12 protein-coding genes are annotated in these 15631 nt (G+C 38.8%); 3 read left to right on the top strand and 9 right to left on the bottom strand.

Annotation, left to right across the window (positions count from 1 at the left end):
- Positions 1-4: 4 nt before the first annotated feature.
- The 3 genes from BMW42_RS00170 to BMW42_RS00160 all read right to left on the bottom strand — a co-directional run bounded on the left by BMW42_RS00170 (position 5) and on the right by BMW42_RS00160 (position 5224).
- Complete coding sequence (locus BMW42_RS00170) at positions 5-580, bottom strand: DUF4112 domain-containing protein (protein ID WP_035266953.1); 576 nt, start codon at positions 578-580, stop codon at positions 5-7.
- 40 nt (positions 581-620) lie between these two features.
- Positions 621-1958 carry a magnesium transporter gene (mgtE, locus tag BMW42_RS00165; protein ID WP_416224307.1) on the bottom strand — a complete coding sequence of 446 codons (1338 nt, stop codon included), beginning with the start codon at positions 1956-1958 and terminating at the stop codon, positions 621-623.
- Between the two features lie 158 nt (positions 1959-2116).
- Positions 2117-5224 carry a multidrug efflux RND transporter permease subunit gene (locus tag BMW42_RS00160; protein WP_092765939.1) on the bottom strand — a complete coding sequence of 1036 codons (3108 nt, stop codon included), beginning with the start codon at positions 5222-5224 and terminating at the stop codon, positions 2117-2119.
- Between the two features lie 328 nt (positions 5225-5552).
- Between BMW42_RS00160 and BMW42_RS00155 the strand changes: the two genes are divergently transcribed.
- Positions 5553-6782, top strand: coding sequence for a hypothetical protein (locus BMW42_RS00155; protein WP_092765938.1), 1230 nt, complete (start codon positions 5553-5555; stop codon positions 6780-6782).
- Positions 6783-6817: 35 nt separating this feature from the next.
- On the opposite strand, the gene BMW42_RS00150 is transcribed toward BMW42_RS00155, so the two are convergent.
- The 5 genes from BMW42_RS00150 to BMW42_RS00130 form a co-directional block, all read right to left on the bottom strand.
- Complete coding sequence (locus tag BMW42_RS00150; protein WP_171260657.1) at positions 6818-7987, bottom strand: LuxR C-terminal-related transcriptional regulator; 1170 nt, start codon at positions 7985-7987, stop codon at positions 6818-6820.
- Between the two features lie 149 nt (positions 7988-8136).
- Complete coding sequence (gene groL, locus BMW42_RS00145; RefSeq protein ID WP_035266940.1) at positions 8137-9771, bottom strand: chaperonin GroEL; 1635 nt, start codon at positions 9769-9771, stop codon at positions 8137-8139.
- A 69-nt stretch (positions 9772-9840) separates the two neighbouring features.
- Positions 9841-10131: a co-chaperone GroES gene (locus tag BMW42_RS00140; protein ID WP_004810787.1), complete on the bottom strand. Its 291-nt coding sequence runs from the start codon at positions 10129-10131 to the stop codon at positions 9841-9843.
- Between the two features lie 169 nt (positions 10132-10300).
- Positions 10301-11077 (bottom strand): metallophosphoesterase family protein, encoded by a 777-nt coding sequence (locus tag BMW42_RS00135; RefSeq protein ID WP_092765936.1) that lies wholly within the window; start codon positions 11075-11077, stop codon positions 10301-10303.
- Positions 11074-11997 carry a diacylglycerol/lipid kinase family protein gene (locus BMW42_RS00130; protein ID WP_092765935.1) on the bottom strand — a complete coding sequence of 308 codons (924 nt, stop codon included), beginning with the start codon at positions 11995-11997 and terminating at the stop codon, positions 11074-11076. Before BMW42_RS00130 ends, BMW42_RS00135 begins: the two co-directional genes overlap by 4 nt.
- Positions 11998-12404: 407 nt before the next feature.
- Between BMW42_RS00130 and BMW42_RS00125 the strand changes: the two genes are divergently transcribed.
- Complete coding sequence (locus BMW42_RS00125; protein ID WP_092765934.1) at positions 12405-14234, top strand: phosphoenolpyruvate carboxykinase (GTP); 1830 nt, start codon at positions 12405-12407, stop codon at positions 14232-14234.
- Positions 14235-14377: 143 nt separating this feature from the next.
- Positions 14378-14809 (top strand): hypothetical protein, encoded by a 432-nt coding sequence (locus tag BMW42_RS00120; RefSeq protein WP_092765933.1) that lies wholly within the window; start codon positions 14378-14380, stop codon positions 14807-14809.
- An 11-nt stretch (positions 14810-14820) separates the two neighbouring features.
- Here BMW42_RS00120 and BMW42_RS00115 read toward each other — a convergent pair whose 3' ends face one another.
- Positions 14821-15501, bottom strand: coding sequence for a class I SAM-dependent methyltransferase (locus BMW42_RS00115; protein ID WP_092765932.1), 681 nt, complete (start codon positions 15499-15501; stop codon positions 14821-14823).
- Between the last annotated feature and the right edge of the window lie 130 nt (positions 15502-15631).

Here is a 15631-nt window from a genome sequence, read left to right as displayed (position 1 = left end):
CACTTTAAATAGATTGAAACCATTGCCATAAGAACGTGACACCAAACCATAAGGCAACACCAAAAATAATTAAAAACAGAAGACCCAGTAAATCAGGAATATGAATCCAAATCCATGCCACGACAGGATTTCGCCAGAAGGCAGAGTTCTGCTGTTTACGCTCTAAGTTTTCATGTAAAAATGGGTGTACCACATGATGGTCTGAATGAATCTGATACTCTTCACGAATATGATCATGAACCACATCTAAAGCCTTGCGACTCGGTCGAATAAACACATCAAAGAGTGTACCTGCAACAGGGATTAAACCTACTACACCATCCATCACAGCAAGTTTAAGCACGCCATTCAATTTAGATTGGGGCACACCGATTTTTCGAGCTTGTAATACTGCATAACACGTAAGTACAAATCCAGCTACGTCACCCGCCACAGGAATCGTACTCAATGCTGCATCAGCCCCTACCCCTTGTTTAGTGAATGGAATTCTTACGACGGAATCCATCATGTTTGCGAACTTGGCAAGATCGCGTTCCATTTTGATGACTTCAGCTTGGGTTAATTTATTTTTATTTGTCATTTAAGCAACATCCTGCAAAGATTCTCCATCAGTCATAGCCTTAGAATAAGAGTTGTGAAGCAATAAATAAATAGACCAATACACCAGTTGCATCACATATTGAAGTGACCAAGGGTGCAGATGCGCTTGCGGGATCGAGTCCTAGTTTATTGAGTACAAATGGTAAACTCATCCCGATCAGACAGCCCATCATGACAATACCCATCATACTGATCGCAAGCACGAAAGCGACCATCATATCTCCACGGATATAGCCAAGAATTGAAACAGCTGCAGCCATCGTTGCACCCAGACATAGAGCAACCATCGCTTCACGACCAAGCAACACAAACCAATCCTTGGCTTTTACATCGCCAGTTGCGATTGCTCGAACCATCAAGGTTGCAGATTGGGAGCCTGCGTTACCACCACTCCCAACCAATAGCGGTAAAAAGAAAACCAAAACAATATGCGCAGCAATGATGTCTTCATAATGGGCGATCCCAATACTCGAAAGTAGGCTGCCAAAGACCAGAAACACTAGCCAAAAAACACGTTGTCTAAATAAAAATAATATTGGTGCTGAACGAATACTGATATTTTCTTTAAGCTCTACCGCCCCACTTTTCAAAAAGTCCTCGGTAAATTCTTCTTGGAATACATCCATAGCATCATCATAAGTGACGATACCGAGTAGATGATCATCATGATCTAAAATGGGTAAGGCGATAAAATCATAGTGGCTTAATTTTTTTGCCACTGATTCCTGATCCTCATCTACCCGTCCGTAAATGACCTCAGTGGTCATGACTTCTTGGACTGTTTTATCCAAAGGTGCTTGCACAATTTCTCGAAGAGAAATTACACCCTCAAGTTTCTGAAATTGATTGGTAATATAGATCAGATATAAGGTTTCAGTATCTTTGGCGGAATGACGCAAAATCTCTAAAGCTTGTTGCATTGAGATGTCTGATGGCAAAGTGACATAATCAGATGTCATGATCGCACCAGCCGTTTCCTCAGCATACAGTGCCAAAGATTGAACTTGCTGCTTTGTTTCTCTATCTAAATTCGCAAAAACAAATGTTTTTATTTGATCCGGTAAAGCTTTGTACAAATCAGTTCGAGCATCTGAATGCATTGAACCAATTAACTGGACTGTACTTTTACCGTCCATTTTTTTAACCAACTGTACTTGATGATTGAGTGGCAGAAATTCAAATACATATGCTGCGTTTTCTAAATGGTGGATAAGTTGTATTTGTTGATCAATTTCTAATTGCTGTAAAAACAAAGCCAAATCTGCAGGATTAATCGTATCCGCAATATGATCAATCTGAGCGACATCAGAATTGATCAATGCTTGTTGTAATGCTTCAATTTTATGATCTTGTTTAATTTGATCCATAATCGCTTCATTTATTATCGTTTAGAATTACGCAAGGCATGCTAACACTAATTGAAAATGTTAGTGCGTATTGATCTTGTCAAAAACTGATATTTAAAAATGGATTAGATCAACCGCAGTACAGTACTCGCTGTACTGCGGATACCATATTAAGTTTCAGATGCTGATTTTGATTTATATTTGAAAATATTCCGAACGATAACAAACATAAAGGGAATAAAGACAAGAACTAAAATTGTGCCGAAAATTACGCCACCAAGGACACTGACACCAATTTCTTGACGACTGGCAGCACCCGCACCTGAAGCAAATACCAAAGGTATGACCCCTGCACCAAAAGCAAGTGAAGTCATTAAAATTGGACGTAAGCGTAAACTTGCACCTTTTAAAGCAGCAGCAATCGCGTTAGCTCCACGCTCCTGAGCCATTGCCGCAAATTCAACAATCAAGATGGCATTTTTACATGACAATCCAATCGTCGTAAGTAACGCAATTTGGAAGTAAATATCATTTGGAAATCCGACCAACCAACTAAAAATAATATTACCGCCAATACCCAATGGAATAGCAGCAATCACAACAGAAGGTATCGACCAACTTTCATATAAGGCAGCCAAACATAGAAAGATAAAGCCAACAGAGATGAGATAAAGCCAAATGGCTTGTGTACTCGATTGTTGCTCTTGAAACGATAATCCACTCCATGCTAGCCCAACCCCATCTAATTGATCAACCATAGACTTGATATCACGCATTGCAGCACCACTGCTCACATTTTTTGCAGTGTCTGCTTCCATTTGTAGCGCGGAATAACCTTGGAAACGAGTCACCACATCAGGGCCTCCATCCCAATCCACAGTGGCAAAATTACCAAATGAAATCATTTGATTTTGATTATTTCGTACAGACCATAAATTGAGATCTTCAGGCTTTGAACGATACTCGGCATCCCCCTGCATCATGACGCGTTTAATACGTCCGCGATCAATAAAGTCGTTCACATAAGAACCACCCCAAGCTGCAGCCAAAGTGCTATTAATCGCAGATTGTGAAAGACCATTCGCCATCACTAATTTTTGATTGATATTCACTTTCAATTTGGCTTTATCTGGATTAGAACGTTTGCCCAAATTTTCAAAAGTCGTGAAGTTGATTGCCTGTCGTTCTAGCGCTTGAAATTGATCTTCTAAATACTGTCGTCCTTGTCCATTTAAATCTTGCAGCCAAAACTCGATGCCGTTTGTATCGCCAAGACCACTTACAGAACCTGGCAAACTCACCATAATCCGAGCGCGACTGTCTTTTCTAAAGAACTCCATCGCTCGTTCACGAATGGATTGTGCAGAGTTTGCCTCACCTGGACGATCATCCCAATGATGTAATGCTACAAATCCTGTTCCTAAATTTTGACCCGTTCCTGAAAAATTTCGTCCATAACGAATTTGAACCAACCTAACATTCTGTTTTTCTTGTTCAAGAAAATACTCTCGAATACTTTCACCAACAAGCTGACTTTCTGTCATAGGTGCGCCTTCAGGTAAACTGAATTGGACACTGATAAAACCTTGATCTTCACTTGGAATAAAGCTGGTTGGAAGCGACTTATAAAACAAAGCAAAAATCACAATTAACCCAGCAAAACTGGTTAAAACGATCCATTTTAGTGACAGGCTTTTTTCAACCCACTTTAGATAATGCAATCGTAATGATTCCATTTTTGTATTAAACCATGTCGCCCATTTTGCTTCTTGTTGTTTAGGTTTAAGAATAATCGCACACAATGCTGGTGTGAGAATTAACGCGACCAACAATGACAGTGACATGGCTGCAATCAAGGTAATTGAAAACTGACGGTATATAACTCCTGTCGATCCTGTAAAAAAAGCCATCGGAATAAATACTGCAGTTAGCACCACTGTAATTCCAATTAAAGCCCCCGTCATCTCTTGCATAGATAAGATAGACGCTTGCTTTGCAGATAGCCCCTTTTCATGCATCAAACGTTCGACATTTTCGACCACCACAATTGCATCATCTACAAGTAATCCAATCGCAAGTACTAATGCAAAAAGTGTCAACGTATTGATGGTCATTCCGAGTGCAAATAAGACGGCGAAAGTGCCCAAAATAACAATAGGAACCGTGACCGTTGGAATAAGTGTTGCGCGCCAGCTTTGTAAAAAGATAAACATGACCAACACAACCAAGATAATGGCTTCAACTAAGGTCTTTACAACTTCTTTAATGGACTCTTGAACAAACGGCGTGTTATCTCGTGGGTATACAATTTGATAGCCTTCAGGAAGTTTTTTCTTAATGTCCTCAAGCACTTCTTTAATTTTAGCTGAGGTTGCAAGAGCATTTGCACCAGATGACATTGAAACAGCCAAGCCTGCTGAAGGTGATCCATTAATAGTATTAAAAGCTTGATAATTTTCAGCACCTAACTCAACGCGCGCCACATCTTTTAAATAAATAAAACTTCCATCAGCGGTCGCTTTGACAATGATATTTTTAAATTCATCGACTGTTCTTAGTCGTGATCCAGCGGTAACTTTTGCATTAAGATACTGGTCTGCTACTGTCGGTAAATCTCCGATTCCACCTGCAGCAACTTGTGTATTTTGTGCTTCAATTGCGGCACGAATATCACTAGGCATCAACTGATATTGTTTCAATAAGTTCGGATCTAGCCAAATACGCATGGCATATTGAGAACCAAAGACATCAACCTCACCAACACCTTCTACACGCGCAATTTCTGGTTCAATGTGATCAGCCAAATAATCTGACAACGCAATATTATTACTTTGGTTAGTAGTGTCATATAACCCCACCACCATAAAGGTGTCACCTAAGGATTTATAGACATTGACCCCTTGACGCTGCACGTCTTCAGGCAAACGATTGATCACCCCATTAATGCTATTTTGAACTTGGACTTGTGCTGTGTCTGGATCAGTTCCGTTTTCAAAACTTAAACTAATTCTACTATTCCCAGATGCATTACTGGTAGAGCTAAAATAAAGTAAGTTATCAATTCCTTTAATTTGTTGTTCTATGACCTGTGTGACACTTTCCTCAACTGTTTCGGCATCAGCTCCTGTGTAAGTTGCTGATACAGTAATTCTTGGCGGAGCAATATCAGGATAGCGTTCTACCGGTAAGCTCATCACCGCAAATATACCAATTGCCATGACAATAATCGCAAGTACGCCAGCAAAAATAGGTCGTTCAATAAAGAACTTAGATAACATAGTCGTTAAGCCGTCAAAAGAATTCTAGAAAGTGTTTTCATTAAAATATATAAAAATTTAATTGATATTCAGTGACTATGAATAAAAAAACAAGAACTAATAACAGAAACGATCAACATTGATTGAATTAAGAAGAGAATATGAAGCCCTCACCTATGAACCGCTTATCTGATCCTTCAAAAAAAATATGCGCAATTTCTCAAAAGTAAAAAACTTCTAAAATTACGCAGCATTAATGCCATCACCCCCTCCCAATTTGAGGATAGTCATATTCAATTTTTTAAAACTATATTCGAGGTACAAAAATACGAATGATTTGGGGGAAATGATGAAAAAAGCTCTTCTAACACTGGCGCTCAGTACCTGTTTAGCAGCTTGTGGTGGTTCGGATAAATCCGCAAAAAATGATGATCAGATTAAAATAGGAATACTGACTGACAGCCCAGTAGCAGGTGCGACGTATATCGTGAATGGCAATAATGACAATACGAAGAAAACCAATGCAAATGGGGAATTTGAATATCAAGATGGAGATGTCATTACATTTAAAATTGGTGATATCGAAATTGGTACTGTACAAGGCTTAGCTCGTGTGACACCGAATGAACTCGTGGATGAAGATTTAAATGCAGATGAACGTAACAAGAGAATTATCAATCTACTGATTTTTTTACAATCATTGGATATCGATGAGGATAAAGAGACCATACAAATCCCAGATGATGTTTCAACTCTCTCGCCTTCAGCGATTGATTTCAGCAACACGACAAGTGATTTTAGAGAGCGACTTCAAGGTCAAATTATCAATATTCCTGAAATTGCCTCCAATATAGTAGTCAGTGAAGAGCAAGCTAAAGAACATTTTAGCAGCTCACTGCTCAAAGATATTCAAGGCGTATGGTATGCAAAAAATGATGAGTCTGAAATTGTGTTATTTATTGGAGAGAATGGCGAATATATGCTCGGCGAACCAATCCCGAACGAGCCTAATAGTTCTTCAAATGGCATGGAATACGCCAAAATAAATCTAGATGCCCTAAGTGGAAGTTTATACGCTTCTTCAATAAATATTACTACGCCTGTGATTGATACCAATGAAGATTGGGGACTTCTCGATCATGGGGAATCGCGTTCAATGAAACTATCTTTTGATGGTTCTATACTTAAGATTTCTGAAGCTGAAAATCCTGATGAAAGTGCAGAGTTTACGCGAGTTCCTCGAAATAATAGTGGAATTGTAGGCGCATGGCAGTCCTCAAGTGGTAAACAAATTTTCGTATTTAATTCTAATAACACTTTTATTATGGTTGATGCTGTTGGCGATGATCAACCAGATCCATATGACGGACCTTGTGGTGGCCCTGGTATTGAGTATGGTCGTTATCAATTACGCGACAACAAGCTCTTTGTTACCACGCCCCTCAGCATTGATACAAATGGTTGTGCTGGATTATCCAATACAGACGCGCATTTAGGCTTACCATTACAAATTTCTACTCAAAGTTTAAGCTTTACCGTAGCAGATGAAGGCACATTTACACTGACCAGAATGAATTAATTTTATCCCCCTTCAACATCTTCGTTAAAGGGGGATTATTCAATATGCTGAAAAGCATCAATAAATTCGATCAAAATCCGCATCATTTCAGCTTGTGAGGAGCATCCTAACTTCTGATAAATCGTTTTCAGATATGTCCGCAGTGAACTCAGCGTAATCCCACATTTCAAAGCAATATTTTCAAGATGCTGATCGTCCATAAAATGCTGACAAATTTCAATTTCTCGAGCTGTCAGTTGGAATGTTGACTTCAGTAATATTTTAGACAAGCGTTTTCGATCCTGCATTTTTGATAAGAATAATGCAACTTGATTATTGTCTAAGATCATTGAATCTGACAGCACCTTAAGTGGTGAGACTGTGATTAAGTAAGCTGATTGATGTCGATCGCTATATAACTGCATTGCACCCCCAACTTCTTCTTGATCATGCCTCTCTAATGAATAACGCTCATTCTTTTTGAATGTGCTCTGCACCAATTTTTTTAATTGAGCATTATAAGGCTCGATTATTTTTAATCTGTTCTGCAAATCTATTTCAATCATACTCGTATCATTCAAACAATCCTTCGCATACTGATTCACAAATCTCACTTCTAGATTAGATTGAACGATGAGCACACCCACATTCAACTTATCTAAAATTTCGGTGTAATTACTTCTATCATTTTGAAGAAGCTTAATTTGTCGATGAATTTGAATCGCTCTTCTAAAGTGTTTTGCGAGTCTTTCTAAACTTTGTAATTCAGCAGTATCATAAGCAGCTTCATCTGATGGTCGATGTACCGCAAGCACACCCCATTTATATTTTCCATACTCTAACAATACCCCACTGAGATAACAGATGTTTGAAGGAACTAAACAATATTCATAAAAGTTCTTCAAATCCTCATTATCTGTTTCAGCATATGATCGACAATCAATTTGATAGGCATGCTCTAATCCATAGGTATTCATTAACTGACCGTGAATACGCATGTCTACGACATCTAAGTTATACGTTTGATAATTTTGAATTCCATCAATCGGGATATTAATGGTGTAAATAAAATTTTGTTCGGGCCGAAGCTGATCAAAGTAAGTAAAGATCGCCGTTGAACTCTGTGTAAATTCCACGACCTGTTTTAAAACATTTTCCCAGTGATGTGGCTTTAAGGCAGCCTCATAAATTTCTTCTATGATTTGATTTTCTTGAACAGTTAACATCATCACCCCCAATCATGGTGTTAATGTTCCATTAGATTAGCGCTCTACTAGGCTTTTATTCAATATTTACAATAGTATTCAAATATTTATCAGACAGATGACAAAAAAATCCCCGCTTAAAGCGGGGATTTTTTAGGCTGTGGGATGAATTACATCATACCGCCCATACCACCCATACCGCCCATGTCAGGCATAGCTGGTTTATCTTCTGGGATCTCTGTAATCATGCACTCAGTTGTTAACATTAAGCCCGCAACAGACGCAGCATGCTCAAGTGCAGAACGAGTAACTTTCGCTGGATCAAGGATACCCATCTCTAGCATATCGCCGTATTCACCAGTCGCAGCGTTATAACCGAAGTTGCCTTCGCCATTTTTAACTGCATTAATCACTACAGATGGTTCATCACCTGCGTTAGATACGATTTGACGAAGTGGCGCTTCAATCGCACGACGAAGGATGTTGATACCTACGTTTTGATCATCGTTAATACCCGTTACACCGTCAAGTGCTTTAGCTGCACGTACTAATGCAACACCACCACCCGCAACAACACCTTCTTCAACAGCAGCACGAGTTGCATGAAGAGCATCGTCTACACGATCTTTCTTCTCTTTCATTTCAACTTCAGTTGCAGCACCGATTTTGATCACTGCTACACCGCCTGCTAATTTAGCAACACGCTCTTGAAGTTTTTCTTTGTCGTATTCTGAAGTTGATTCCTCAATTTGCGCACGAATTTGTTGAACACGCTCAGCAATTTGATTCGCATCGCCTGCACCATCAACAATCACTGTGTTTTCTTTAGATACAGTTACTTTGTGTGCAGTACCTAAATGTTCAAGTGTTGTTTGATCTAACTGCATACCGATTTCTTCAGAAATCACAGTACCACCAGTTAAGATCGCGATATCTTGAAGCATTGCTTTACGACGATCACCGAAGCCTGGTGCTTTAACAGCACATACTTTGATGATGCCACGCATGTTGTTTACAACAAGCGTTGCAAGTGCTTCACCTTCAACATCTTCAGCGATGATAAGAAGTGGTTTACCTGTTTTCGCAACTGCCTCAAGAACAGTAATCAACTCACGGATATTGCTTACTTTCTTATCAACAAGAAGGATAAATGGGTTTTCCAATTCAGCAGTTAATGTATCTTGTTTGTTTGCGAAGTATGGAGAAATATAACCACGGTCAAACTGCATACCCTCTACAACATCTAGAGAATCTTCAAAGCCTGAACCTTCTTCAACAGTGATTACACCTTCTTTACCCACTTTTTCCATCGCTTGAGCGATCAGTGAACCAACAGTCGTATCAGAGTTCGCAGAAATCGAACCAACTTGTTCAATCGCTTTAGAATCAGATGCTGGTTTAGCAGTTGCTTTAATATCTGCAACAACAGCTTTAACTGCAATATCGATACCGCGTTTCAAGTCCATTGGGTTCATACCCGCAGTTACTGACTTGATCCCTTCGTTCAAAATTGCTTGAGCTAAAACGGTTGCCGTTGTAGTACCGTCACCTGCGATGTCATTTGTTTTAGAAGAAACTTCACGAACAAGTTGAGCACCCATGTTTTCAAACTTGTCTTTTAATGTGATTTCTTTCGCTACAGAAACACCATCTTTAGTGATGTGTGGCGCACCGAATGAACGATCGATAACTACGTTACGGCCTTTAGGACCAAGTGTAACCTTAACCGCATCTGCAAGGATATTCACACCTGCGATCATTTTTGTGCGAGCTGAATCACCAAACTTAACGTCTTTAGCTGACATATTTGACTCCGAATATTATTAAAATTACTAAATCTGATTGATTAAATGAGTAGTATTAAAAAGAATCAATTAGCCTTCTAAAACAGCTAAAATATCTGACTCTTTCATGATTAATAGTTCTTCGCCATCTACTTTCACAGTTGTTCCTGCATAAGTACCAAACAATACCTTGTCACCTACTTTTACATCTAAAGCGCGAACGCCATTGTCAGTGATCTGACCATTACCAACTGCAATAATTTCACCTTGAGCAGGCTTTTCTGCAGCAGAACCTGGCAATAAAATGCCGCCAGCTGTTTTTGTTTCTTCTTCAACACGACGAATTACTACACGGTCATGTAATGGACGAATGTTGCTCATAAAAATACTCCATCAGACTAAGTCTTTTGATTAATAGTCGTGATCTTAATTTCCTTAGATCACCACCAAAATTATTTGATGTCACTTTTGTGGGGATGGAAAAAATTGCTTCAAGGGGAAAATGAAAAAAAATTTATTTTTTTGTATTTTTTTTAGACATTTCGATAATTTAGCCTTTATTCCGATTTGCAACTAAATAAAATTTCTTGAATCTCGAATCAAAGCGATATTCACGCACCTTCAGTTTTTCATCAATTAGATTAAAACTATTAGAAAAGTCATGATGTAAACGATGTGACGTAGCGGTACCTGCATGAATATCCAATATTGGATGCTGAGCATTAAGTTGGAAAATCTTATTCAGATCATAAACAGCAGATACATGTAAATGACCATGTAGAATTGCATTCAACCCTGAGCTTGCCCATGTCTTTAGGGCTTTTTCAGTATTTTTAGGACGATCTTTAGACATATTTATACCGTGATCACCACTATAGAAAGGTTGATGCGTAAGCAGAATTTTTAATTTATCTTGAGGAGCCAATTTCATTTTTTGATCAATTTCCTGAATTTGAAACTCAGTAATACGACCTTTCGTATGGTACTTAGGATGAATTGTATTGATTCCTATAATATAAAAATGCTCAGTTTCTAAGGTCTGTTCCATTTCACCAAAAAACAACTTATACCGATGAAACGGACTTAAAAATCTGCGCCATAAATGAAACAAAGGAATATCGTGATTACCCGGAATCACAATATAAGGAACATTAAGTTCTTCTAGAAATTTTTTGCAGTGATAAAACTGTGAAAATCTTGCCCTTTGAGTGAGATCACCACTGACCACAACAGCTTCGATCAAATGTTCTGCAACAAAGTGAGTAATTGCATCTAAGCAATCTTGTTGCTCAGTCCCAAAATGCAAATCAGACAAATGTAAAATCATTGTGGCACCATTAAGGTCAGTGCATTTCTTTCAACATGAATATCTAATGGTGAATCCAGTTGAATAATTTCTCCATCGATTGCTACAGTCATCTTTTTTTGATGAGAACGTATGCGCACATGATCCGCACTAAAACTATATACGTCTGCTGCCTGATCTAATTTTCCACGAACGAGTTGGATGAGTGTTTTAAAAATACTCAGCTTATCCGTGTGAGCAAGTACAACTCCCGCAACCCGACCCTCTTCTGCCGTTTTAGCGATATTGAGGTTCATTTCTTTTAATTGAAGTTGGTTATTACCTAAAAATAATAAAGGGGTTTTAACTGCATAATTTACACCATCCACCTCAATTTCTAACTTTAATTCTTTACGATCACGAATCAACACGTCTAAGCCAGAAGTATAGGCATGTAATGGTAGACGCCCTAGTTTTTGGTTATATAACTCTCTTTTTTTAATAAACAATGGATAAAGACCCAAACTCGCATTATTTAGATAAATGGCATCATTAATTTTTGCCACATGTACCGCTTTAGGCTTACCTTCAACCACCAGTTTTGCAGCTTCGAGAATATCTAAAGGAATATTCAAAACCCGTGCAACATAATTGAACGTCCCTAAAGGTAAAATTGCCAAAGGGATGGTTTGATGTAATAAATAATTAGCCACAGAATTTAACGTTCCATCCCCGCCAGCAACCACAATCACCCCCTGATTATCGTGATTTAAATGTCGAAGATGAACTTTTTCAATGAGTGCTTGAACACTCATTTCTGATGCAATATCAAAAACTTGTATTTCAAAACCTAGATCTGTCCAGTAATGCATGAGTTGCTCATAAATTTGATCATTATTGGTGGCATGGAATCCAGATTTTTCATTAAAAATCATAGACAAAGGCTTAAGCATTGAATTCATTTTATGGCTTTAAAAATTGAATTACTTTAAAATTTCGTCTATTTACTACTCAATTAAAAGCCAATTTATGTAATTTTTAAATGATGTTCATTTAATTTTTCGATGGTGAGAATTGATCTCATAATTTAATTAAGTTTTTATTTTAAATAAATATTTTAACTACAAATACCAAACATAAAATTTAAAAATGAATAAGAAATTACTCATTTTTTAAAAAAATATCAAATAATTACATAAACTTAACACCAAACAAGTCTTAAGCACTATTTAAGCCTTTGGTCTTATTTTTTTTAAGAAAATATGCTTTAATACAGCCACTTTTTTTTCATACTGAATCTAGAGTCTGCAAACCAGCATCTAGATATTATTTGTACACCACATTGTACACTTTTGATATAGGCCTCACCATGACCCAAGTGAACGCACCAGAATTCGTTCGTCACCCTAAGCTTATTGCTTGGGTGGAAGAGATTGCTAAACTAACAAAACCAGCAAAAATTGAATGGTGTGACGGTAGCGCAGAAGAATATCAACGTTATATCGACTTGATGATCGCTAACGGCACAATGCAAGCGCTTAACCAAGAAAAGCACCCTGGTTCATATCTTGCAAACTCTGATCCTTCTGACGTTGCTCGTGTTGAAGACCGTACTTTTATCTGCTCTGAAAACAAAGAAGATGCTGGCGCAACTAACAACTGGGAAGCTCCAGCGGTTATGCGTGAAAAATTAAACGGTTTATTTGACGGTTCTATGAAAGGTCGTACTTTGTACGTTGTACCTTTCTCTATGGGACCTTTAGGTTCTCATATTGCTCACATTGGTATCGAACTTACTGACTCTCCTTATGTTGCAGTCAGCATGTCTAAAATGGCTCGCATGGGTAAAGCTGTTTATGACGTTCTAGGCACTGATGGCGAATTTGTTCCATGTGTACACACTGTAGGTGCACCATTGGAAGAAGGTCAAAAAGACGTTGCTTGGCCTTGCAACAAAGAAAAATACATCGTTCATTATCCAGAAACTCGTGAAATTTGGTCATTTGGTTCTGGTTATGGTGGTAACGCATTGCTTGGTAAAAAATGCTTAGCATTACGTATCGCATCATTCATGGGTCGTCAGCAAGGCTGGTTAGCTGAACACATGCTCATCCTTGGTGTGACAAATCCACAAGGTGAAAAACACTACATCGCAGCTGCATTCCCATCTGCTTGTGGTAAAACAAACTTTGCAATGTTAATTCCACCAACAGGTTATGAAGGTTGGAAGATTGAAACTGTAGGTGACGATATTGCTTGGATCAAACCAGGTGAAGATGGTCGCTTATATGCAATCAATCCTGAAGCAGGTTTCTTCGGTGTAGCTCCTGGCACAAATACAAAGACGAACCCAAACTGTATGGCTACGCTTCATAAAGACGTGATCTATACAAACGTTGCCGTGACTGACAACGGTGAAGTATGGTGGGAAGGTCTTTCTAAAGAAGCACCTGCCAACCTAACGAACTGGAAAGGTCAACCACATACTGGTGAAGAAAAAGCAGCTCATCCAAATGCGCGTTTCACAGTTTCAGCTGGTCAATGCCCCTCTATTGATGCTGACTGGGAAAATCCAGCAGGTGTTCCAATCTCTGCGTTCATCTTTGGTGGTCGCCGTGCGGACACAGTGCCTCTAATTTCAGAAGCATTTGACTGGGTTGACGGTGTTTATAAAGCTGCAACGATGGGTTCTGAAACAACTGCTGCTGCTGTTGGTCAACAAGGTATTGTTCGTCGCGATCCATTTGCGATGCTTCCATTTGCTGGCTACAACATGGCTGACTACTTCACACATTGGTTAGAAATGGGTGAGAAAGTTGGCGAGAAAGCTGCAGCTGCTGGTAACAAGCTTCCTGGTATTTACAACGTGAACTGGTTCCGTCGTGATGCTGAAGGCAACTTTGTATGGCCTGGTTTCGGTCAAAACATGCGTGTTCTTGAGTGGATTATCGATCGCTGTGAAGGTCGTGCTGACGCTGTTGAAACTCCAATTGGTCGTGTTCCAACTTACGAACAGTTGAACTGGACTGGTTCAGACTTTACGAAAGAGCAATTTGACCTTGTGACTTCTCAAGACAAAGAGCAATGGATCAAAGAACTTGAAAGCCATACTGAATTATTTAACAAGCTTGGTGATCGTTTACCAGAAGCGTTGAAAAAACGTCAAGCTGAGCTTTTAGAAGCGGTTAAATCTGCTTAAGCATGATGAGAAAAAAGGTCACTTCGGTGACCTTTTTTTTACTTCAAACAAACTGAATAAAGTGTATTTAGTAACGTTTATTAGTACCAATAAGTTGTCACACTTATGGCATACTGATTTAAACAGCTTATTAGGATCAAATAATGAAAAAAATAGAAATGATTGGCTCTTGTTTAATCGCCCTTATGCTTACAGCCTGTCAATCTGTTCCGCGACAGCACAATGGAGCTACAGGATATCAAATTGAAAATAAATCAGAGAATTCTGCCACTATTTCGTATACCCTCTCTGCACGCGCCAACCAAAATATTGATGAACACAAATTACAACGTACTTGCCAACAAGTTCTAGGGCACACTCAACAATATAAAACCACCATTTTGAGTATAAATGAAATTGCTAATCCCAATTATAAAACTCAAGAAACTCAACAGGTTCAAATTGGTCAATCACGAACATCATTCGGACTCTCAAACACTCAAAGCCTATACAGCAATGAAGACTACAATACACGTCTTTCTTTAGAAACTAAGCCTAGCCTCTTACAAGTGGTTCGCTTTAACTGCACACTCTAAACTTAGGACACTCAATGTACTTCATTGAGTGTCTTATAAAAACTGACATTTCTAAATTCAGGTGATTCATCCAAGTCTGGCCATGTCGTTGCACTGCGTTCATCAAGCTTTACATACTTCGGATGACTAAAGTTTTTTACACGACTATCCGCCACCCACACCTCAGGTGCAAATTTTAAAAACTCATCTAAGAAGAAACGATTGCACTGGTCATACAACACATCAGCCGCCAACAAGATATCAACCTGCTCAGCTTTATATATGTCATCCAAATATTCAAGCTCAACATCATTCAATTCAGCATTGGCACGACACGCATCCAAACTAACTTGGTCGATATCACAGCAAATGACACGCTTTGCCCCTGCCATTTTCGCTGCAATCGCGACTACGCCTGAACCTGCGCCAAAGTCTAAAACCACTTTGTCTTTCACATGATGCGGTTCAGCCAATAACCATTGTGCCATTGCTAAACCTGATGCCCAACAGAAAATCCAATATGGCGTATCATTCCAAATACGACGAATAACTTCATCATCTAGCTTATCGGTTGGAAAAACGGGTGGAATGAGCCAAAGTGAAATTGGTGTATCAGGTAGTTGCTGTGCATGAAGTTCACAACCTGGAATCACATCATGTAAGGCTTTGAGTAAATGTTCAGGCGCTTTAGGAAATTGGAAAGTACAGCTCATTGGATTTTATTTTTAAATATACAAAATTTGAGTTTCAAATACGAAACCTAAATTAATAAAGAGAATTCCCTCTCCTTTTAAAGGAGAGGGTTAGGGAGAGGATTTATCTAACTCAATACCCTCACCCCAA

The sequence above is a fragment of the Acinetobacter sp. DSM 11652 genome, from assembly GCF_900109815.1.
Classification (GTDB): Bacteria; Pseudomonadota; Gammaproteobacteria; order Pseudomonadales; family Moraxellaceae; genus Acinetobacter.
The sequence above is the reverse complement of the archived record's forward strand: the minus strand, read 5'-3'. Positions and strand labels throughout refer to the sequence as shown.